This window comes from Acinetobacter sp. ANC 4805 (assembly GCF_022549495.1).
GTDB lineage: Bacteria > Pseudomonadota > Gammaproteobacteria > Pseudomonadales > Moraxellaceae > Acinetobacter.
Genome location: NZ_JAKZGD010000001.1, coordinates 283,866 through 306,026 on the forward strand (window position 1 = coordinate 283,866; position 22,161 = coordinate 306,026).

Annotated in this window: 22 protein-coding genes; 15 read left to right on the forward strand and 7 right to left on the reverse strand. The window is 39.6% G+C overall.

Annotation, left to right across the window (positions count from 1 at the left end):
* The first annotated feature begins 81 nt into the window (after positions 1-81).
* Positions 82-1,725 carry an O-antigen ligase family protein gene (locus MMP60_RS01315; protein ID WP_241334828.1) on the forward strand — a complete coding sequence of 548 codons (1,644 nt, stop codon included), beginning with the start codon at positions 82-84 and terminating at the stop codon, positions 1,723-1,725.
* Between the two features lie 74 nt (positions 1,726-1,799).
* Here MMP60_RS01315 and bfr read toward each other — a convergent pair whose 3' ends face one another.
* The 6 genes from bfr to gmk form a co-directional block, all read right to left on the reverse strand.
* Positions 1,800-2,264, reverse strand: a complete 465-nt coding sequence (gene bfr, locus MMP60_RS01320; protein WP_241334627.1) for a bacterioferritin — start codon at positions 2,262-2,264, stop codon at positions 1,800-1,802.
* Positions 2,265-2,530: 266 nt separating this feature from the next.
* Positions 2,531-2,725, reverse strand: coding sequence for a bacterioferritin-associated ferredoxin (locus tag MMP60_RS01325; protein WP_004660183.1), 195 nt, complete (start codon positions 2,723-2,725; stop codon positions 2,531-2,533).
* A 177-nt stretch (positions 2,726-2,902) separates the two neighbouring features.
* Entirely contained in the window at positions 2,903-3,286 is a 384-nt protein-coding gene (locus tag MMP60_RS01330; RefSeq protein WP_241334628.1) for a RidA family protein, read from the reverse strand.
* A gap of 173 nt (positions 3,287-3,459) precedes the next feature.
* Positions 3,460-5,568, reverse strand: a complete 2,109-nt coding sequence (locus tag MMP60_RS01335; RefSeq protein WP_241334629.1) for an HD domain-containing protein — start codon at positions 5,566-5,568, stop codon at positions 3,460-3,462.
* A 207-nt stretch (positions 5,569-5,775) separates the two neighbouring features.
* A complete protein-coding gene (gene rpoZ / locus MMP60_RS01340; RefSeq protein WP_004660187.1) occupies positions 5,776-6,054 on the reverse strand; it encodes a DNA-directed RNA polymerase subunit omega in 279 nt (92 codons plus the stop codon).
* Positions 6,055-6,123: 69 nt separating this feature from the next.
* On the reverse strand, positions 6,124-6,747 hold the full coding sequence (gene gmk / locus MMP60_RS01345) for a guanylate kinase (RefSeq protein ID WP_241334630.1): 624 nt from the start codon (positions 6,745-6,747) through the stop codon (positions 6,124-6,126).
* 102 nt (positions 6,748-6,849) lie between these two features.
* On the opposite strand from gmk, the gene ispH reads away from it, so the two are divergent.
* The 14 genes from ispH to MMP60_RS01415 all read left to right on the forward strand — a co-directional run bounded on the left by ispH (position 6,850) and on the right by MMP60_RS01415 (position 20,988).
* The gene (ispH, locus tag MMP60_RS01350) at positions 6,850-7,800 is read left to right on the forward strand and encodes a 4-hydroxy-3-methylbut-2-enyl diphosphate reductase (protein ID WP_241334631.1); all 951 of its coding nucleotides are present in this window, start codon (positions 6,850-6,852) and stop codon (positions 7,798-7,800) included.
* A gap of 140 nt (positions 7,801-7,940) precedes the next feature.
* Positions 7,941-8,456: a GspH/FimT family pseudopilin gene (locus tag MMP60_RS01355; RefSeq protein WP_241334632.1), complete on the forward strand. Its 516-nt coding sequence runs from the start codon at positions 7,941-7,943 to the stop codon at positions 8,454-8,456.
* Positions 8,453-8,995, forward strand: a complete 543-nt coding sequence (gene pilV, locus MMP60_RS01360) for a type IV pilus modification protein PilV (protein WP_241334633.1) — start codon at positions 8,453-8,455, stop codon at positions 8,993-8,995. The genes MMP60_RS01355 and pilV overlap by 4 nt, the downstream gene beginning before the upstream one ends.
* 1 nt (position 8,996) lies before the next feature.
* The gene (locus MMP60_RS01365) at positions 8,997-10,004 is read left to right on the forward strand and encodes a PilW family protein (RefSeq protein ID WP_241334634.1); all 1,008 of its coding nucleotides are present in this window, start codon (positions 8,997-8,999) and stop codon (positions 10,002-10,004) included.
* Entirely contained in the window at positions 10,001-10,831 is an 831-nt protein-coding gene (locus MMP60_RS01370; protein WP_241334635.1) for a PilX N-terminal domain-containing pilus assembly protein, read from the forward strand. The genes MMP60_RS01365 and MMP60_RS01370 overlap by 4 nt, the downstream gene beginning before the upstream one ends.
* 19 nt (positions 10,832-10,850) lie before the next feature.
* Positions 10,851-15,059, forward strand: coding sequence for a PilC/PilY family type IV pilus protein (locus MMP60_RS01375; RefSeq protein WP_241334636.1), 4,209 nt, complete (start codon positions 10,851-10,853; stop codon positions 15,057-15,059).
* Positions 15,047-15,634 (forward strand): type IV pilin protein, encoded by a 588-nt coding sequence (locus tag MMP60_RS01380; protein ID WP_241334637.1) that lies wholly within the window; start codon positions 15,047-15,049, stop codon positions 15,632-15,634. Before MMP60_RS01375 ends, MMP60_RS01380 begins: the two co-directional genes overlap by 13 nt.
* Positions 15,634-16,092, forward strand: coding sequence for a prepilin-type N-terminal cleavage/methylation domain-containing protein (locus MMP60_RS01385; RefSeq protein ID WP_241334638.1), 459 nt, complete (start codon positions 15,634-15,636; stop codon positions 16,090-16,092). The genes MMP60_RS01380 and MMP60_RS01385 overlap by 1 nt, the downstream gene beginning before the upstream one ends.
* Before the next feature lie 284 nt (positions 16,093-16,376).
* A complete protein-coding gene (gene rpsP / locus MMP60_RS01390) occupies positions 16,377-16,634 on the forward strand; it encodes a 30S ribosomal protein S16 (protein WP_004660208.1) in 258 nt (85 codons plus the stop codon).
* A gap of 16 nt (positions 16,635-16,650) precedes the next feature.
* On the forward strand, positions 16,651-17,199 hold the full coding sequence (gene rimM / locus MMP60_RS01395) for a ribosome maturation factor RimM (protein WP_241334639.1): 549 nt from the start codon (positions 16,651-16,653) through the stop codon (positions 17,197-17,199).
* 45 nt (positions 17,200-17,244) lie between these two features.
* Positions 17,245-17,985, forward strand: coding sequence for a tRNA (guanosine(37)-N1)-methyltransferase TrmD (trmD, locus tag MMP60_RS01400; protein WP_241334640.1), 741 nt, complete (start codon positions 17,245-17,247; stop codon positions 17,983-17,985).
* Positions 17,986-18,181: 196 nt separating this feature from the next.
* Positions 18,182-18,553: a 50S ribosomal protein L19 gene (gene rplS / locus MMP60_RS01405; protein ID WP_004660214.1), complete on the forward strand. Its 372-nt coding sequence runs from the start codon at positions 18,182-18,184 to the stop codon at positions 18,551-18,553.
* Between the two features lie 372 nt (positions 18,554-18,925).
* Positions 18,926-19,966 carry a lipase secretion chaperone gene (locus tag MMP60_RS01410; RefSeq protein WP_241334641.1) on the forward strand — a complete coding sequence of 347 codons (1,041 nt, stop codon included), beginning with the start codon at positions 18,926-18,928 and terminating at the stop codon, positions 19,964-19,966.
* A 38-nt stretch (positions 19,967-20,004) separates the two neighbouring features.
* Positions 20,005-20,988, forward strand: coding sequence for a triacylglycerol lipase (locus MMP60_RS01415; RefSeq protein WP_241334642.1), 984 nt, complete (start codon positions 20,005-20,007; stop codon positions 20,986-20,988).
* A 196-nt stretch (positions 20,989-21,184) separates the two neighbouring features.
* Here MMP60_RS01415 and MMP60_RS01420 read toward each other — a convergent pair whose 3' ends face one another.
* On the reverse strand, positions 21,185-22,156 hold the full coding sequence (locus tag MMP60_RS01420) for a triacylglycerol lipase (RefSeq protein WP_241334643.1): 972 nt from the start codon (positions 22,154-22,156) through the stop codon (positions 21,185-21,187).
* Positions 22,157-22,161: the final 5 nt, after the last annotated feature.

A 22,161-nucleotide genomic window follows, 5' to 3' on the forward strand; every position in this document is an offset into this window, starting at 1 on the left:
ATTCAAGTTAACTAATTATTAGAATTTGTTTAAAAGAGCTTCGATGTATAATCAGATCGAGCTCTTTTTTTTTATATGAATATGCAAATTTTATGTAGTGTCATTGTGGCTTTGTTGATCAGCTCCGCTTGGCTATCGCCATTCCATACCTATCCTTGGGTGACATTCTCAAGTGAGATAGCGAGTTTTGGGGCTGCTCTGGCTTTCTTTGGCGTGTCTTTAAAGCAAGAGATTAGAATTCCTAAACCACAACTTTTGATGCTACCCGTCCTTGCAATTCCATTATTTCAATGGTTTTTTGGACTTATCACGGATTTTAGTGTCGCATTCCTAAGTTTTTCATACATGTTTATGTTTTGGTTAATGATGGTGTGTGGATATAGCTTGTCTTCTATATCTGAACAGCGCGAGCGACTCATGCAGGGATTGAGCATCTTATTATTAAGTATTGCTTTAATAAGTAGTCTGCTTGCGATTGTACAATGGTTAAACCTTGAATCAGGTTTGAGTTGGGTGATGCAATTAAAGGGCAATAGACCCTATGCTAATTTCGGTCAACCTAATAACTTAGCTACATTTCTGATTATGGGATTAATGGGTGCATTGTATTTATATGAAAAAAACAAGGTGTCATTGTGGCTCCTCGTGCCTTCAAGCGTACTCATCTTATTTGCAATTTGTTTAACCCAATCACGTACCTCATGGTTAGTCTGTATTTTTATTTGCGTTTATTGGCTTTGTAAACAGTATAAGAACAAACCAAGGCTTAATTTTATTCAGTTATTATTTTGGTCAGCAGCTTATTTTTTGATTGCAGCGTTTTTGTTGCCTGCCATCGCACAATTGATGACGACGAATGTAGGAGAGGCTGTCACGCATACCGCTTCGTTAGCTGAACGTGCAGGGTCTGGGCATGAGCGTCTTGGGATGTGGATGCAGATTCTACATGCAATTGTTGAACGCCCTTGGTTTGGTTATGGGTGGAATCAAACCAGTATTGCTGTTGTGGAGAGTATTCATTTCAATACGGTGCAAGTTTGGTTTAACAGTTCACATAATATTGTGTTGGATCTGCTTGTGTGGAATGGTCTGCCATTAGGTTCTTTAATTATTGTTTATTTTACTGCTTGGTTATTCTGGTTAAACAAAAATGCAAAAGATACGATTTCAATTATTGCGATCTTAATGGTGAGTGCTATCTTGATTCATGCAATGTTGGAATTTCCGCAGCGGTATGCTTATTTCCTTTTACCAATGGGGGTTCTATTTGGCTTGATTCAAGCGCAGACTCCAAATCTAAAAGGACTTACATTACACCGAAATGTGATTCGTTGTGTTTGGTTAATGAGTATTGTGGTATTGCTTGTAGTTTGGCGAGATTACAAACTTTTTCAAGATAATAGTCGGTTGGTCTTGAAGCAAAAACCAGTTTCGGAACAAATACTCGGTAGTTCTAGAATTTTGGTGCTAACGCAGTTTCAACAGCGACTAGATTGGATCGCTTTGAAGCCTCAAACAGCCATGTCGGATTCAGACTTACTGCAACTTGGGGAAATGGTTAAGAATAAGGCAACGCCTTATAATCTAAAAAAATATGCACAATTACTTGCTTATAATCATAAACTTGTAGAGGCGGAGCAGCAGTTATTTGTATTGCAACAATTGTATAAGCAAAAAATAAGTTTGGCAGAAATTATTGAATTAAATAATCAGATAAAGCCCTAAGAAAAAGCTCTCGACTTGGACTTTCTGAAAAGTTGCAGTCGGGAGCTTAATGGCTAAAATTGAGATGTATGCGTTTAGATTTGGCTCTGAATATAGTTTTCAATACCAACATTTTCAACTAGATCGAGTTGTGTGTCGAGCCAGTCCCAATATTCTTCTTCTTTCTCTAGAATTTCTTGTACTAAATCGCGAGTAACGTAGTCTTGCTCTGCTTCTGCGAGTTCAACAGCTTGTTTGATTGCTTCGATATTTTCTTTTACTTTACGGATATCACAGTTCAAAACTTCAACTGTATGTTGTCCAATATATAGTTTGCCTAGATGCTGTAAATTGGGTAAGCCTTCTAGAAATAAAATACGCTCAATCACTTTATCCGCATGCTTCATTTGGCGAATCGATTCTTTATATTCAGCAGAACCAAGTTGTTCAATTCCCCAGTCGTTAAACATACGCGAGTGTAAAAAATATTGGTTAATTGCGGTTAAATGGTGATAAAGCACCTGATTCAGTTGATTAATAACTTCTCGATTGCCTTTCATTGCACTTACTCCATAAACACCACGTGATGCCCTAGTTGCTAAGGCAATTTATATGATTTTAATCAACAAATCGTGATATGGCGAGTAAATTATAGAACGGCAAATGAAAATCACAATCAAAATACGAAGAGAGTTTGAGGTTGAATCAGTGGGTATGATTTATTAAAAAAACCGCTTATCTGAGGAATGGTTAAAGTTCTACAAGAAGCGGCGGAGTCGTAAACTGAAAATTAAAGATATAGATAGATGTTATAAATTTGGAGGGATCAGGCAGCAACAGAAATACGAGCGGCAATTTCTGCTAACTCATCGCTAATAATTGAACGTGCTTCAGGTGCACAGCGACCACAGCAAGTGCCTAAGTCGAGTAAATCACGAATTTCACGATAGCTTTCAGCGCCGTTTGCAACAGCGTCTTTGATATCTTGATCTGTGATTCCACGGCATAAACAAACATACATGGGAGTGATCCACAAATATTAATGCGATAATTGATATTATTGATAATTATTATCGTTTGTCAATGAATTTCATTCTAATAATGAATGTATTCTTATTGAGAATTTGAATAAAAAAATACCACCTTATCGGTAGTATTTTTTAAAATATTTATCTATTTGATAAGTATGGTTTTAATTTTATGCTGGAATGATAACAATTCCATCCATTTCAACTAAAGCACCTTTAGGTAGGCTTGCTACACCTAAGGCTGCTCGAGCAGGGTAAGGTTGAGCAAAATATTCGCCCATGATTTGATTAACCAATTGGAAATGAGATAGATCTGTAAGAAAGATATTCAATTTAGCGATGTCTGCTAAGCTACCACCCGCAGCCGTACATACCGCTTTAAGATTATCGAATACACGACGAATCTGAGCCTCAATGCCTTCTACAAGTTCCATACTATATGGGTCTAAACCAATCTGACCTGAAAGGTAGAGCGTGTTGCCAACAAGAATTGCTTGAGAATATGTTCCGATAGCAGCAGGGGCGTGTTCAGTATGAATAACTTGACGTGACATTAAGCTCTCCTATGTCATTGTTTCTATCTTAAACAATGCGACTTTAACACAAAAATTTAACCACGAAACGGCTGAATACTGTTTAGTCGCTATTGTTTAGAATGATTCTTGATATTTTATTTTTATGGAATTTTCCAAATCGGAGCTTGAGTGAAAAATGCCTGATTAAGCTGTCAGCTGACTTTGGCAACCTCAGGTTGGTTTGTTGGCATATTTAAACGCTCAATGCGAGGGAAACCAAAGTGCATACGTAAATCACGAATAATTTGGGCAATTTGATTACGATTACTGACCACAATATTGACATAGGTTTTTTGATCTTGCGAATGGACCATTTCTACGCCTGTTTTTGCTTTTCGACATTGGTAAATTAAGTCTGAGATCTGTTCGTCACTCATTGCCATATGGACGCAAAGGAATGCACTAAAGCGAACATCATCAATTTCTTCAGATTGCCAGTGTAAAGGCATAATATTTTCAGGATGAAGATGTTGTTCATGCAATAAGTTGCGACAGCGTGAGCGATGTACGATTAAGCCTCGTCGAGATAGATGCCCTTGAATAGGGTCGCCTAGTACAGGGTTACAACAGTGGGCATATTTTACATCTACACCGTCAGTACCCAAAATTAAACGATCAGAAACTTCATGGTGCTGAGAGTGGTAATCTTGTGCGAATAAGTGATTGGCGACCAATTGTGGTAGTAAATCACCAACAGCGATTTGTTCAAAAAGCGTATCTTTACTACTTAAATGTCGCCATTCGAGAACACTAATCCAATCTGCTGCTGAAAGATCATCAACGGAACGATGGAATAGTTTTAAGGCACGATTGAGCGCTTGTTGTCCAACGAGGCGTTGTTCATCAATATCTTGCTCTCTCAGCAAATTCTGTAATGCACGACGCGCTTTTTGGGTGTTAATGAAACTGAGCCAATCAGGGTTTGGAGTGGCTAAAACGTCAGTGATGATTTCAACCACTTGCCCACTATGTAAGGGGGTCGATAATGGGCGAATTTCACCATCAACTTTTGCACCAACGGCATGGTTGCCTAGAAATAGACTGGCTGAGTAAGCAAAATCAACAACCGTTGCGCCCTGAGGAAGTTCATGTAATTGACCATGTGGTGTATATACCCAAACTTTTTCTTGGTGCAAATAATCCAGTAAGTCACTAAAAGTGGTTTTTGCGCAGTCACTATCAATCAGTGTATTTAAGTTCTGCATCGAAGCCTGAATCGCTGAGCGACATGCTTGAGGGGCATTTTCCCCAAGTACCACACCAAAACGTGCAGCTTTACGCATAAGTTCGGTTTGGATGGTTAAAGATAATGTCGTTTTTTCGCCTTTAAGCTTGATCATTAAGGATTGATTGCCACCCGGAAGGGGGCGACGAATATGATCGTGATATTGTAAGACTTGGAAATTATCTTTGAGTGCTTCCACTAGACGATCACAATCCGCAATGCTTTGTAAGATGATTTCAAAAGCATGGCTATGGCTGAGTTCATTTAGGTCGATTTCATTTTTTACAAAGTGACGAAGTAATTCGATATTGTTATTTTTCTTTTTAATGCGACCTTGTAAGCTATATTTTTTTAAGAGTTCTGATAGTTTTTGCTCCCAAACAGCTTGATACTCACAGCGTTTAGGTTTGGTTTCTAAGAGTGCAGTTTGCACATCATTAAACATATCTAAATCAAGATTTTGATAACATAAATGTTCTAAGTTATCTGCCATCTCATTCATGCCAACAAGACGTGCCATCGGTACAAAAATATCAAAGGTTTCTTGAGCAATCCGTGCGCGTTTATCTGGGCGAAGCGCGCCTAATGTGGTCATATTATGATAGCGATCTGCGAGTTTAATAATAATGACACGCGGATCTTGTAGAGTTGCTTGTAGAATTTTTCGGAATGATGCAGCTTTGTTATATTCTTTATCGCTAGAGTGGCTGAGTTTGGTGACGCCATCAACCAGTTCAGCAACGACTACCCCAAACTTTTCTCCGATTTCATCTTTGGTAAATTCAGTATCTTCAATGACATCGTGTAATAAAGCTGCCATAAGTGTGTCGGCATCTAAACGCATGTGCGCCAGAATACAACTGACTGCAATTGGGTGAAGAACATAAGGTTCACCACTTTTACGCGTGATACCACTATGTGCTAAATCAGCAAAATCACAGGCAGCAAGTACATGTTGAATATCACTATCTTTGAGATAGGCTTCAATAATGACTTTGAGTTGTTGCTTGGCTTGGCTGACCTCTTCGCCTGGCATAAAACACCTTTTAGAACATGAATTCAGTAATAGATAAGATTAGCTTCTAATGAAAAGCATATTGTGAAACTTGTCAATTTTTTCATTGGAAAAACTCGTAAATTTTTTCAATGAAACATATTGTTTTTACCAATATAGCGCTGATTTTTCAACAAACAAAAAAGCCCAGTGTCTTCACAATGGGCTTTTGCACAAAGCAAATTCAATTTAGAAAGAAAAACCTTCTAAATTTAATGAGTTTGTAGACAATACCATGTCAAGATTCGAAGTTTGGTAATCTTGATCACGTTGTTTTAAAATTTCTTTAGTGACATGACCTGCCGCAATTTCACGTAATGAAACGACTGTTGGTTTATCATTGTCCCATTCTACAGTTGGTTCCATACCTTGACGTGCTAATTGACGTGCACGTTTACTCGCTACCAGTACCAACTCAAAACGGTTATCTACATGGTCTAAACAATCTTCAACGGTTACACGTGCCATAAGTTATCTCGTTTGAGCATCACATTTGAAAGACTAAATAGTATAAAAGGCTTTTCTGCAAGACTCAAGTTATTCACGATGTAGAGTAATTAAGTTTTCAATAAGCTGCTGATGACGAGTGCTTTGCTGTAGGGTAACTAAGCGATTTGCGGTGATAATCGCTTCTAATTCATGTACAGCTTTGTTGAAATCATCATTAATAATAATGTAATCAAAGTTTGCGAAATGACGCATGTCTTCCACAGCACAGCTTAAACGATGTTCAATCACTTCAACTGAATCTGTACCACGATTTGATAATCGTTGTCTTAAATCATATTGCGTTGGTGGCAAGATAAAAATTTGTTTTGATTCAGGAAAAAGTCGACGAACTTGATCAGCACCCTGCCAGTCAATTTCGAGCAGTACATCATGCCCTTGTTGAAGTTGTTCTTGTACTTTGGCTTGAGATGTGCCGTAGTAATTACCAAATACTTCTGCGTATTCAATAAAACCACCTTGTGCGACTTGGTCTAAAAACGTTTCGGTGTTGGTAAAATGATAGTGAACACCATCAAGCTCACCAGAACGTTGACCACGTGTCGTATGTGAGACAGAAACATGTAGATTGCTGACTCGATCGAGTAGGGCTTTAACTAGAGATGTTTTGCCCGTTCCTGATGCCGCAGAAACGACAAACAATAGACCCGACATGATATTTTTCCTGATATGATAAAATATCTTGGCTATTGTAGTGTAGCGTGCCATTAAACGAAATAGTTTGGCATAAATATTCAGGTGATAAGAGAGGATGTTATGGAAATTGTGTTGGCCAATCCACGAGGCTTTTGTGCTGGTGTTGACCGTGCTATAGCAATCGTTAATCGGGCACTAGAATGTTTTAATCCGCCAATTTATGTACGTCATGAAGTGGTCCATAACAAGTTTGTTGTTGATGACCTACGTCAGCGTGGCGCGGTTTTTGTAGATGAGCTTGATCAAGTGCCTGATGATTCGATTGTAATCTTTAGTGCGCATGGCGTGTCTAAAGCAGTACAACAAGAAGCGGATCGCCGTGGTCTAAAAGTCTTTGATGCGACTTGCCCTCTAGTAACCAAAGTGCATATTGAGGTAACTAAATATGCAAGAGAGGGGACTGAAGCAATTTTGATTGGACATGAAGGGCACCCTGAAGTTGAAGGTACGATGGGGCAATATGATAAATTGAATGGCGGCAAGATTTATCTTGTTGAAGATGAAGCAGATGTTGAAGCTTTGATCGTAGAACATCCAGAGAAGGTTGCATTTGTGACGCAAACAACACTGTCGATTGATGATACAGCGAAGGTTATTGATGCATTGAGAACTAAGTTCCCAAAGATTCAAGGGCCAAGAAAAGATGATATTTGTTATGCTACCCAAAACCGTCAAGATGCAGTCCGTGATTTAGCTGAACAGTGTGATGTGGTTTTAGTTGTAGGTTCTCCAAATTCATCGAATTCAAATCGTTTGCGTGAATTAGCAGAGCGTATGGGTAAAGCGGCTTATCTAGTCGATAATGCGGATCAACTCGAAAAAGAATGGTTTAAACAAGAAAATAAAATCGGTGTAACAGCAGGTGCATCTGCACCAGAAATCTTGATTAAGCAGGTGATTCAACGCTTACAAGACTGGGGTGCAACACCGCCTAAAGAGCTAGACGGACGAGAAGAAAATATCACGTTTAGTTTGCCTAAAGAGTTGCGGATTCAGGTGATACAAGCCTAACTCTGATCGAAAAATGTGAACTTAAAACGGATGGAGTGCGCTCTATCCGTTTTTTTATGGTGCTTATCTGCTTTGTATTGGTTCTGTAAAAATAAGATTTAATATAGAGTAAGGAATTTTAATAAATTAGGTGTAGAACGATGGGGAACAGTCGAGGATTCACCTTAATAGAATTGATGGTGACATTAATGATTGTTGCTATTTTAGCAACGCTTGCTATGCCGCCTTTAGGTGATATGTTGACACGACAAAAGCTTGATGCATCAACACGTGAATTTATGGCTACATTAAGCCAAGCGAGATCGCAAGCGGCGGTATTAAGAACAACAGTTGCAATATGTCCAAGTCGGTTGTCAACAGATCCAGATGTTACTAAAGAAGAATGTGCACAAGCTGCTATTCCCACCGCGTATACGGCTGCAGCTGTAGAGACAGATGGACAAACAAAAATTTTAAACAGTCGTGTTTTCTTGGTTGATATTGACTCTAAAGTCAGTATTGAGTCGACGAGTGCTTCTTTTGTTGTATTTAATGCTACAGGCAGTGTAGCAGCTGTAACCAATTTTAGACTCTGTGCTTCAGGAAATAAGCGGTTGATAACGGTAGCTCGTTTAGGTGGTTTAACTCTAACAAAAAATACGGGTGCATGCGCATGATAAGTATAAAAAGTCAGCAAGGCGTTGGCCTCGTAGAGGTTTTAGTTGCATTGCTATTACTAGCTGTTGGTGTACTCGGCTATAGTATTTTGCAATTCAGAGCAATAGATGCCTCAAGTGAAGCTTTAACTCGTTCTCAGGGGGTATTGGTTTTACGAAGCCTTGCAGAAGGTATTCGGGCGAACCCTACTGGCCAAGTGAACTATCCAGCAGCTGTGCGTAATTATACCAATATAACAGCTCTACCTACTGCACCAACAACATCTTGTTTCAATCCTGCAGTGATTTGTACTCCTGCACAGGCAGCAACCTATGATGCTTATTTTGCGGCTAAAACAGCATTTGAATTGGGTATGAATATTACGATGACGGCATGCCCAGGCACCACCACAGCACCTGTTCAGCGGCAATGTCTTTTTGCAGCTTGGGGGGACACGGTACTTAGTGTTACTGGTACAAATGCGGATATTAGTCAGTGTATGTCGGCGACAGGTGTATATGTGAATAATTCTAAATGTTTAATGATGGAGGCATATTAAAATGAATCAGCTTCCGAAAAAAAATAGTCCAATCGCTAAGCAGCAAGGTTTTACCCTGATTGAATTGATGATTGCCTTGGTTTTAGGTCTACTCATTAGTGCGGCAGCGTTACAATTGTTTACAGGTAGTGTTTTATCCTCACGTATGCAGCAGGCAAATGACGAATTACAAAACAGTGGAATCTTTGGATTAGATTACATTGTTCGTGATATTCGATTGGCAAATTATGACAATGTTAATAATCCAGAATTAAATGAACAAACACCTTGGGGGGGAATTGTTCTTACAGCAAATACTGGAGTAGTAAGCAATACGAATTTGCCAATTCCTGCAGCAGCACCCTTTATTGCACAGGGTTTATTGACGCATAGTGTTGGCACTGGCGAGGCAGTAAGCTCTATTCAAAATCAGTGGCAAGGTTTATCCAATGTAGATTTGCAAAGTGATCAATTAACCATTCAATTTGTTGCGCCAAATGACATGATGAATTGTGAAGGAGCAAATGTACAAGCTGATGATTATGTTATCCAACGTTATTTTTTACGTCGTGATCCTGCGACGGCAACTTCAGGAGCAGATTACGGTTTGGCCTGCGATGCAAACACACCAACCCCTGCAGGAACGGCAGCTGTCTCAAGACCTACAACATTGACTGGGTTTGGAGATGCAGGAGAAATGATTATTCCCCGTGTAGATCATTTTACGCTCCAGTTAGGTGCTCGAACATCCACAGGAAATCTAGCTTATTATACGGTTAATCAATATCGTCAACTTGCAACAACAGCAAGAGCTGCTACTCCAGCTACAGCGCCACCAAGAATTGTTTCGGTGAAATTTGCAGTATTAGTTCGTTCTTTAGATGATACAAAAAACTCATCCATTGATCTTACAAAACGCATAGACATGTTGAATCAAAGTGTTCAGTTGGTAAATAGGGATACTAAATACGCTCGTCGTGTATATACAACAACGGTTGCGCTCCGAAATGGATTAGGAGAAAAAATATGAGAATAAGTTACCGTCAACAACGAGGTGCTACTTTAATTGTGGTATTAATTTTATTATTAATCATTACGGTTATTGGTATCTTTGCCATTCGTACTGCGATGACATCTTTAAATATCGCAACGAATAGTCAAATTTCACAGTTATTGGTGCAAACGGGTGATACTCCGACAAATCAATTTGTAAACGTTTCTGCATATGATGCTTTAAGAAGTGCTGATATTGCGATTGGCGCGGCAATTACAGAACATATTAATGCACCAGGCAAAGAATATATTTTCTGTTACAGACCAACATCTGATCAGCGCATGGGGGCGACCTTGGATGTTACCGTATTGATTCCACCTGAGAAAACTGACCTACCTAATACTAAAGCGACGATTGACTCGACCCAATCAAATCGTAGTGGGTTTTGTGATTTAGAAAAAGATTTTGGAAGTGCGCGTGAGGCAGTGGTTACCCAAGTGGCTGTACGAATACCCACAAGTTCACAAGGTAACGTGGTTGGTGCACACTTAGAGCGAAATTCGGACTTGAGTAAACAATCACTTGTTCAGAAAAGTAAGGGTGATGATGCACGTGTACGTATTACCACGACTTCAATCTTACCAAGCTATGCAACAAAAGATTTGGCGACTGTACAAGAAGAATGCATTGGTTCGGCGACATCCGTTGGATATATCAATGACAATCTTGATGACGATGTTGCTGGGAAACGAACCATGGCAGAGTGTTTATCTGGTTACGGTATACCGGTAAATGTGCAAGTACAAGAGCTGCTTCTGCAACAATTTACAGAGCAAGTCAGTGCGCCGATACCAACACCTTAATGAAAATGGGAGAATGATAATGAAAAAACTAAATAATAGGTTAAATTCCCAAAATCAAATTCATCGTATTCAATATGGTGTATCATTTGCTTGGGCATTTACTGGAACAATGCTAGTCGCTTCTTCAGTTGCTCAAGCCACTGATTTACAAATTTATGCTGTGCCAACAGCAGGTAAAAAAACCATTGTTATGATGTTGGATACCTCCGGTTCAATGGGGCGTACTCTTAGCGCTGGTTATAGTTTGTATGATGATTATGGTCTAACCAGTAGTACCTGTACTGTGACCTCAGTAGCAAGCTCTACGACACCATCGTATACACGTTATTACTGTCCGGTAGCAGCAAGTACTACAAATACAAAAGTTAAGGACGCATCTTCAGGATGTGAAGTTCAGTCTGGTGGTGACTACCGTTGTTATGACCGACTCACACGTATGAAAGATGGTATGTTTACCCTCTTAAATAGTAATAATCCAACATTAGATAATGTTCGTGTGGGTTTGGGGCATTTCTCAGGTTATAACTCAGGAACAACGAATGGTGATGGTTCAACAGGTGAGATTTTAGTCGCAGCTAAGGTGCTAGGAGCACCTGGCTCTACACATCGAACGGCATTAAAGAGTGCAGTGGCAGGCTTAGTTGCAAGTGCTGGTACACCATCTGCACATGCATTTGCTGAAGCAGCAGCTTATCTAATGGGAACATCGACCTACTCTGAAACCCAAACATATCGTGATATTGCTGTTGAAAAACAACGATTAATTAGGCGTTATAGTCGAGTTGCTGTAACGGTAAGTGGTAGAACATATTATCGTTATACATATACGTATCAATTTTCAACATGCCAAAGCCTAAATGCAACGACATTTGGAAATACAAATACACAAAGTTGTGCAAATTGGGGAACATCTACAAATACCTCATATCGAGATCCAAGTAATACAACACGAACAACCAGTAGTTCGAATCCTGAATGGGTTAATCAACCATGGAGTGCGGATTATGATTCAACAAGCCCAAGCTCTATTTCAAATCCAAATCGAGATACAGATCAAACGATTATTTTTAGACTAAATGAATCTCAATTGTATCAAATTACTGCTGATGCAAATAGTGGTATACCGAAGTCAAAGAGTCGAGATACAACCTCGAATCCAGATATTGTCATGGATCGAACAGCATCGAACTTGAATGCTATATATAAGTCACCATTACCAGCATCAGCTGACAGAGTGTCTTGTGATGGTCAAGGTATTTATTTCTTATCGGATGGTGCTGCGAATAGTTCAAGTACATCAGAAGCAACCCAAGTGATGTCAAAAGCTTTAGGGAATAATGGTACTGGTTTTAGTTGTACTGGGGGCTTGACTAATACAGGTAGTGATTCCGCTTGGGATTGTATGGGCGAGTTTGCCAAAAAATTATATGATGGCACAAATAACCCCGCAGGTGTTTCAATTCAGACAGCTTTTGTTGGTTTCGGTGCGGTCATGAATAATTTGACAGCAAGTAGTGGAGCTGGTGATGCTCGAAATGCTTGTCGAATGAGTTCTCGTACTCAAGCTGATCGAACAAGTAATGATGCTTGTTCACCTGATCAAGGAACTTATTCTGTTAATAGTCCAGGTTATGGTAATGGTGGATTCTTCCCAACACAAAGTGCTGCGGGTATTACAGATAGTGTTATTGCTTTTATTAATAACTTAGGTTCAGCGCCTTTAGAGCCATTAACAACAGGTGCGATTTCTGTTCCTATTGATGATTTGGATCCTTCAGGTCTGCAACCGTATGGTTATTTACGTGCATTAGAGCCTAATCCACAAAGTAATAAGGTGGTTTGGTCTGGCAACCTTAAAAAATATAAAGTTGCTTTAACGGGTACAAATGCTGGTGCGTTTACTTCTGTGAATGGAACGGCCCTTGTTTATAATAACCAAGGTGGTTTTAATACCAATACCAAAGATAATTGGAACAGTGCAAGCGTTTACCGAAATACGAGTTATGATGATGGTGGTATTGTTAACCTAGGTGGGGCATATTCACGTGTACCTATGCCTATTTTAGGTCAAGTTCAGAACTTAAGTAAGACACCAAAAGAATATGCTTTAACTGCAACGCCAGATGCGGTAAGAACATTATTTACAGATGTTGCTGTAACTGGTGGCAGTACCTTGACTGGAGTCGCGAATAATGGTGCGAGCTTGTTACGGATTCCTGAAGGACCAATACCAAGTACTAATTCGGCGACATATGTTTTAGGCAAGTTTTCTACACAACTTGGTCTAAAAGATTTCCCGTTACTCATTAAGCAAAAGCTTTTAAACTATTTGGGATATAGTGTCCCTTTAGATGAAACTGCGACGGCCTTACCTCTTTCATTAACTACACCGAATACACCAAATTTAGCGATGGGTGGAAGTATCCATTCTTATCCTATTCAATTGACTTATTCAGGCACACTAGATTCAACAGGTAAGTTAACCAGCACACGAAGTCAATCCGTTTTATATGGAACGATGGATGGTGGTTTGCATATAGTTGATGGTGAAACTGGTGTGGAGCAAATGGTTTTTGTTCCTGCGGAGTTGTTGAGAACAACACTCACTTCAAAGGCTTTAGTGAAAGGTCAAGATGATGCGGATGCTCCAGTACATGGTGTTGATGCAGCATGGGTTGCAGATGCTGCGTATTCAGCTCAAAAAGCAGCAACAGCTGGCGCAAGTAGTCTTGTGAAAGCACGCCAAATGAATGTCTATGGCGGGTTGCGAATGGGAGGAAGTAGTTATTATGGACTAGATGTTTTAGATCCTAGCGCACCAAAATTCCTGTTCAGAATAGGTGCAGATCAGTCTCCTTATTCACGTATGGGGCAATCGTGGTCTAAGCCGATTCTCGCTAATGTTCGCTATAATAATAAAATTAGACGCGTCATGATTGTTGGTGGTGGCTATGATCAATGCTATGAAAATCCAAAATTTGAGTTTGGAAAAGTGTTGTCATATACCACTGTAAATGGTGTTAATGTCCCAACTGATTATCCAGATGCGTCTTGTGATAATCGTACTGAAGCTAAAGGTAATGCGATTTATGTTATTGATGCTAAGACTGGTGAGAAATTGTGGTGGGCAAGCAGTTCATCAGGTGCAGATATAACAAATGCTAATATGAAACATAGTATTGTGAGTCGTATTAGTGTTATTGACCGGGATGATGATGGTTTAGTAGATCATTTATACTTTGGCGATCTCGGTGGTCAAGTTTTCCGTGCAGATCTAAATAATACATCAAATACGACGGCTGCTAATTTTGGTAAACGTGTCGTTCGTCTTGCTAATCTTGCAACAACAACAACAGGTGCTGATTTAACTGGCGGAAAGAACCCACGTTTCTATGAGGCACCTACAATTACGATTCATGATCAAGGTGCTACAACATTTATGTTAATTGGTGTTGCGTCGGGCAACCGTAGTACACCATTGGATGTGTATCCTCTAATTGGTCGTGATGGTATGTTGCCTACAAATGCGCTTACTGACCGATTGGTGAATAATGTTTATGGTGTGATTGATCGTGATTTTATTAAAACTAATTTAATCACTGGATCTCCGTCATTATCTACACAAAATATAACTCTTTCGAGCTTCCAGAAGGATCCGCAGACATTATCTGGGAATATCCCTGCTGTATTTGTTGGTGCAACAGCAACGAAGAATGGATGGTATCGCTCGCTTTCAAGTAAGAGTGATGGTACTGAAGTTTCAACCACTTCGAGTGGTTTAAGACGAATCGCTGGTGGTATGAAGGCATTTGAAGAACCACTCGCAATTACAGGGAACCTTGTGATACCTGTTTATGATCCACAAGGAACTGGTATTGCGCCTCAAAATCCATGTTTGCCTCGAGTTGTTGGTGAAACAGATCGCCAAATATATGGTTTACCATTTGGGGTTTATTTAAAATTGGATGGGACTGCGGATAGAGGAGTGGGGGGGATGGAAACAAATTCAGGGTTCCAAACAACTACAGAAAACTGTCCTGATGATGCGACTGAATGTAATGCCAATGTAATTGGAACAGGGATACGTGGTGTTGCTTTAGTGCCGATAACGGGTGCTTCATCTTCTTGCAAAGGTAAGACAATTTCAGCACCAATAAAAGGTATTGGTGAATGGGGCTGTAATTCAATTATTAACCCGACTCGGTGGTATGAAAAATGGGTGAAATAATCAATAGGTTACAAAAAATTGAAGGAGCTGCTCAAGTTAAGAGTCGCTTCTCCAAAGGGAAGCTTGCGACAGGTTTTACGCTCATTGAATTGATGATGGTTTTAGCCATGATCGCAATTTTTATGGCTCTTGCTATTCCTAGTTATCAGGAGTATGTGCGACGAGCAGATGCATCTATGGCTCAGCAAGAAATGCAAAAAATTGCAGAACAATTAACGCGCCATAAGGCAAAGAATTTTACTTATCGCGGATTTGATCCTGCTTATTTATATAGTGCAAGTAGTCCAATGACATCAGTTACACTGCCAAGAGGTGTGACCGGAACGGCAATAAAATATACCATCACTATTCGTGCTGCTGATGATACAACGAAGTTATTGACAGCTGTAGATGGTAATACACCACCAAAAGCAACGATTCGTGGGCGGGATTGGGTGATGAGGGCAGAAGCTTCTGATATCAGAAATTATAATTTCCTGATGACGAGTACAGGCATTCGATGTAAAAATAAGACAAAAGCGAATGTAACTTATGAAGAATGTGGAACTATATCAACAGGAAAAGAGGACTGGTAATGAGACATCAACAAGCTTTTACTCTAGTTGAATTAATAGTTGTTGTTAGTATTATTGCAATTTTAACTGCCATCGCCTATCCCTCTTATGCTTCATATCAGATTCGTACCCAGCGTGCTAATGCTCAAACAGAGATGATTGATATTGCTAGAAATTTGTCTAATTATAAATTAGCGAATTATAATTATGCTGGTCGAACAGTTTCGAATGTTTTTGGTCGATCTACAATACCTTCAGGTAAGCCGTTGTATGATGTTGTTTTAACGGATGTAAATAGAAACCCTTTAACGGCATCAAATGCGAATGTCAGAACATGGTTACTAATTGCGACACCTAAAAGTGGTACGAATCAATTTGGTAATGGCGTTATTTGCCTGAATGATCAGGGGCAGAGATTTTGGGCTAAAGGTGCTACTGCGTGTAGTCTTTCGCCAACATCAACATGGGATGGTCGTTAAAAAATTAATGTAAGCCTCTCCAAGAAGCAAGCTTTTCAAGCTTGCTTCTTTAATTCATATTTTTATTTCATTTATCCATTTTTAGTGGGTGATAAAGTTCAAATGTCTCATGGGAAATGAGCTGGCTCTATTTGAAAATTAAATTTAGAGCTGTGGATAACCCCAAATTTAATCTTTCTTTCAAAGCAAATATAACGTAGAATATCGCCCTCTATGAAAGGGGTTTGAAGTGTTGCCGATGGTCGGCGCAGGGATAATCCGTAAAAATTATAAGGCTGTTTATCATGGTTGTTATTCGTTTAGCGCGCGGTGGTGCAAAAAAACGTCCATTCTATCAAATTATCGTAACTGATAGCCGTAATGCACGTGATGGTCGTTTCATCGAGCGTATCGGTTTCTTTAACCCGACTGCGCAAGGTAAAGCTGAAAAAGTTCGTTTAGATGCTGACCGTTTTGCACACTGGGTTGCTCAAGGCGCTCAACCTTCAGATCGCGTTGCTTCTTTAGCTGCTCAAGCTAAAAAAGCTGCAACTACTGCATAATTGTAGTAGGTAGCCCATGACATCGACACAGAATGTGCCAGAAGATCGTATTCAGATTGGACAGTTACGTTCAGCTTATGGATTGAATGGGTGGCTCTGGGTTTACTCTAATACAGAACCTATGAGCAATATGTTTGACTACCTTCCTTGGTATATTGAAACCAAGGAAGGTTGGCAAACTATTGATGTAAAACGTTGGAAACCACATGGCAAAGGCTTGGTTGTTGCATTAAAGGACGTGAATGATCGTACTGGTGCAGAAAATCTAGTTGGCGCGAATATCTGGATTGCCAAATCGCAGCTTCCAAAAGCAGATGTAGACGAGTACTACTGGTCTGATCTTAAAGGCTTAACGGTGTTAGGTCTTGATGATGAAGAGCAAGAAGTTAATCTCGGTCAAATCTATGAACTGTTTGAAACAGGTGCCAATGATGTCATGGTCGTGAAAGCGACACCTGATAGCATTGATGCTGAAGAGCGAATGATTCCTTGGCATAAAGATGTGGTACAACGCGTTGATCTTGAAGCTGGTCGTATTTACGTCAATTGGGGCGTAGACTACTAATCCTTTTGGGGAAAGTAGCGCAGCAGGAAAATAGAGGAGTCTGCGGTGTTTTTTGCAGTCATCACATTGTTTCCTGAAATGTTTGAAGCGATTACAGCGTACGGGATTAGCGGACGTGCGGCAAAGCGTGACATCGTGCAAGTCACTTGTATTAACCCACGAGATTTTGCTGAGGGCAACTACAAACGAGTGGATGAACGTCCTTTCGGTGGTGGTCCTGGTATGGTGATGATGGCGGAGCCTTTGGCAAAAGCAATTAACCATGCTAAACAACTTGCAACACAAGCAGGCTGTGTTCATGCCCCAGTGGTGTATATGTCACCGCAAGGCAAAACCTTAAATGAACAGGCAGTACAACAATTCGTTGATTATGATGGTTTGATTGTATTGTGTGGGCGTTATGAGGGCGTCGATGAGCGTTTAATCCAGCATTATGTTGACCAAGAATGGTCAATTGGTGATTACGTATTATCGGGCGGTGAACTTCCTGCCATGGTATTGCTTGATAGTATTATTCGCCGTTTGCCAAATGTCATGTCTGACGAGCAATCTGCGATACAAGATTCTTTTGTGGATGGTTTACTGGATTGTCCACAATATACTAAGCCAGACCATTTTGAAGGATTAGATGTGCCTGAGGTACTTAAATCAGGACATCATGCCAATATTGAGAAATGGCGTTTTTTGCAGCGTTATCAACGAACTTTAGAGCGTCGACCAGAGTTGGTGGAAAAAGTAGAGTTGACCAAACAGCAAAAAAAATGGCTAAAAGATTCGCAAGACTAAACTGTTAAAAGTTTGTGTTTGCAACAGACGAGAAGCTTTGCTTCGAGTTACTACTTAAACTGAGTTTAAGTTGAAAATAGGCTCTTTAGGGTAATTTTGCTTTAAAGGGAAAGTTAAACGAGCGATATGCGTTTTAGCCTCTATCCTCAGCGGTGTCTGAGACCTCTTCTCTCCCGCACATATTGGAGATTCCACAATGAGTGGTAAACATCCTTTAGTTCAAGCTGTTGAAAATGCACAGTTAAAAACTGATATCCCTGCTTTTGCTCCTGGTGACACTGTTATCGTTCAAGTAAAAGTAAAAGAGGGTGACCGTGAGCGTCTTCAGGCATTTGAAGGTGTTGTAATCGCGAAGAAAAACCGTGGTTTAAACTCTGCTTTCACAGTTCGTAAAATCTCTAGCGGTGTTGGTGTTGAGCGTGTTTTCCAAACTCACTCTCCAATCGTTGCTAAAATCGAAGTGAAACGTCGTGGTGACGTTCGTCGTGCTAAACTTTACTACCTACGCGAGTTGTCTGGTAAAGCTGCACGTATTCGTGAAAAGTTACCAGCTCGTAAACAAGGTTAATTTTAACTTTGTTGAAAAGCAAAAAAATGCGCCATTTGGCGCATTTTTTTATGCTCATTTTTTCGTGTTGATCCATTTGATCTCAAGTATTTTATGATAAAAAATCGGTTAATTTATGCTGTTAATGGATTTTTGTATGTTGAACGGTATAGTTCACATGAGTGATCTTCTAGTTTTGACTATTTCATTTGTGATCATGATGATGGTTTATTTTTCATAATTTATTGATTTATTTTATGAAAGATAAAATAAATCAATAGTACGTTAAATTCTATAAAAATCCATTTATCTACTTTTACAAATTTTTTCTTTGCAAAAAAAATATTTATGTCAGATTATTTTTTGATCAAAAAATAATAGAAAAGGATCTGCATGAGAATAATATGGAAAAATATGTCATGGATGGTAGTTTGCTTCATTATACTGATTATTATAGTAATTATTTTTTGGCTTAAACCGCATAACTCATCTATTAAGAATGAATTGTTCCCAGATGATAAATTAATGGCTCAAAATTCTGAGCAACTCATATCTGCTAGGCAGTCAAATGCTGAAGTACAATCATTTTCAAGTAAAAGTCAGCAAGATATTCAGATAAATTGCCAAATATTAGTAGATCATTCAAATCATTTAATTGTAAATGAACAAACCAAAGATTGTTTTGAGTACTTTATTACCCAATATGGTGAGAAGGGCTTAGATCAAATAAGGGCTGACTTTTTGGTCTTTATCAAAGTCAGTTATAAAGAGCCCATGTTATCGCAGCTCTCTGATTTATGGTCACGTTACTTACAATATCGTGAACAACTGGGGCAGTTACAGTTACCTATCCCCAATATAGATGATGCCGGTTATTATCAAGAAATCTTGTCTAAAACCAATGATTTGAGAAAGAAATCATTTTCTGATAGTGAAATTCAAGGTTTGTTTGGTCATCAAGATATTTATGACAGATATACGATTGATCGTATGCATATTTTGGAAGAGAAGAATTTATCTGCTGTAGAAAAAGCTGAAAAGTTAAAAGCTTTGTTTGATCAGTTACCCAAAGATTGGAAAGAAAATTTACAACAACTGAATCAACTTGAAGAACTACGCAAACTTACTGCAGAGATAAAAGCACATGGTGGCTCTGCCGAAGAATTGCGAGAAATGCGCACAAATTTAGTGGGTACAGAAGCGACACAACGTTTAGAAGTACTTGACCAACAGCGCTCGGACTGGAAACAACGTGTTAATCAATATCTTGCTGCGCGTGAAAGTATTATACATAGCTCGATGAGTGATGCTGCAAAACAAAGTGCCGTGAGCCAATTACGGACGCAACAGTTTAATGATCAAAAAGAACAATTACGCTTACAAACTTTTGAAACCATTCACGATCAAGGGGGGAAATTACCATTTGCTGAGTAAGCAATACAATCCATTAAATAAGTAAAGGAAAACTTACAATGAAACTGAAAAAAACAAAAATGCTCATATCTACAATGTTTATTTCTGCACTAGGCATTGGGCTAGCAACACAATCACAGGCCTCCTCTGGTATTTTACATATACAAGAAACGGTTAAATCTGATTATGCCAAAACTAAATATCCAATTGTGATGGTACATGGTTGGTTGGGGTGGTCTAGAATTGGCAATGATAGCTTTAATATTGATTATTGGTATCAAATTTTGCCTGACCTTGCACGTAATGGTTCAACTGTTTTTGCGGCACAGCTTTCACCCGCAAACACGACGGCATTTCGTGGTGAACAGTTAATTGCACAAGTTGAAGAAGTGCGCGCGATTACAGGCAAGGATAAAGTCAATCTTATTGGGCATTCGCATGGTGGTCCTACGGTTCAGTATGTGGCAGCAGTGAAGCCTAATTACGTTGCATCTGTTACAGGTGTTGGAGGAACTTATCGTGGTTCACGAGTGGCGGATAAGATACAGAGTAATCAGGGAACACGGACTTTCTTTAATATTTTAGGGGATTATATCGTTGGGCCTCTCATTACTTGGGCTGAGGCAAACCCGAGCATGCCTATTAATTTTGATGCATCCATGAAATCATTGACTGAAGTGGAATCTGCGAATTTTAATAAGCGTTACCCAACAACTGCGCTTGCAGATGACTGTAATAAGAGCGGTGCCAAAGTAGATCGTGGAATTTATTATTATTCATGGGGAGGAACGGCTCAAACGACCAACCTATTGGATATAGATACTATTTTAATGCAGCTTGGTCCATTGGCTTATGGTAATAACGATAATGATGGGATGGTGGCGCGGTGTAGTACCCACATTGGTCAAGTAGTGCGTGATGATTACAACCTAAATCATACCGATCTTGCCAATATGATGTTTGGGTTGAAAGGTTTGTTTGCACCAGATCCTGTGACTTTATTCCGTCAGCATGCTAACCGTCTAAAATCACAGGGTTTGTAAAGATAATCTAATTAAAACCCCGAGAATTAAATGATGAAATATCGCAATGGTAGCGCCTTTGTTCGATTTCATTAAAAAATGAGGGGCGGAGTTCTAAGTAAGACCAAAGCATTGCTTTGGTCTTCTTATAAGACAAGGCTTAAAATACAAACCTAAATCTCTTTGTGACCAACTTTAGTAAAAATATACAGGGATTTTATAGTCCTTGTAATTTTAAACGGTTGGCATGTTGGCGATAAATATCAATTGGATCAGGTGCAAACAGTGATTTCAAACCTAGGACTTGGTTGACTTCATCTGCATGATTCCATGGTAGGTTATCTCGGATTGTTCGACCAAATTTAGCACTACAACGGCTCACCATCCCATCATTATCTCCTTTAATGTCGACAATCAAACTGGTTGCAGTAAAGAGTGGATCGAGTGGATCAAGGATATTGGTTAAGGCTTGTGTGCCAGAGAAAGAATACATATAAATTCCTTTATCCTGATATGCACCTTCGCCACATGTTGTAGTTGGTACGCCCATTGGGAATCGTGTATTGAATTTGGTTGAACCTTCTACCGAAATACTACGTCCAGCGGCTAAAGCATCGTGAGGATAGCTTTTTGGATCAAGTCCTTGTGACCATGTAATCGCTCCTGAGAAAAAGTTCACGACGGCAGAGCCAGCTGTACCTAAGATAGTACCATCTACATTCATAATTAAACTAGCGACAGGTGAACCCTTATGAGTGCCACTTACACTGGTTAATGATGCAACTTTATTTGGCATAATGCCAGCCACGTAACGGATCGTTGGACCGCCTTGGCTATGACCGATTAAATTAACTTTAGGTTGTCCAGTAATCGCAATAATTTCTTCAACTTGTTGCGCGAGTTGTTCACCACGAACCTCATTTGAGTTAAAAGGTGAAAGTCGTGTCGCCCAGACATTTGCACCATTACGAGCAAGGTCAGGAAGAATTTGATGCCAATAATCAACGCCTAATGGATCACTTCCTGCGCGTGAAAAACCTGCCACTCCATGTACAAAAACCATTGGGTATTTGGTTTTAGCATAAGTAGAGGAGGCCGTACCTGTAACTTGTGTTGCGTTTGATGCGTAGCTTGTTGATACGCCCATTGCTATCATGGATAGTGCAAGACAGCGGATTAGTTTTTGCATGATAT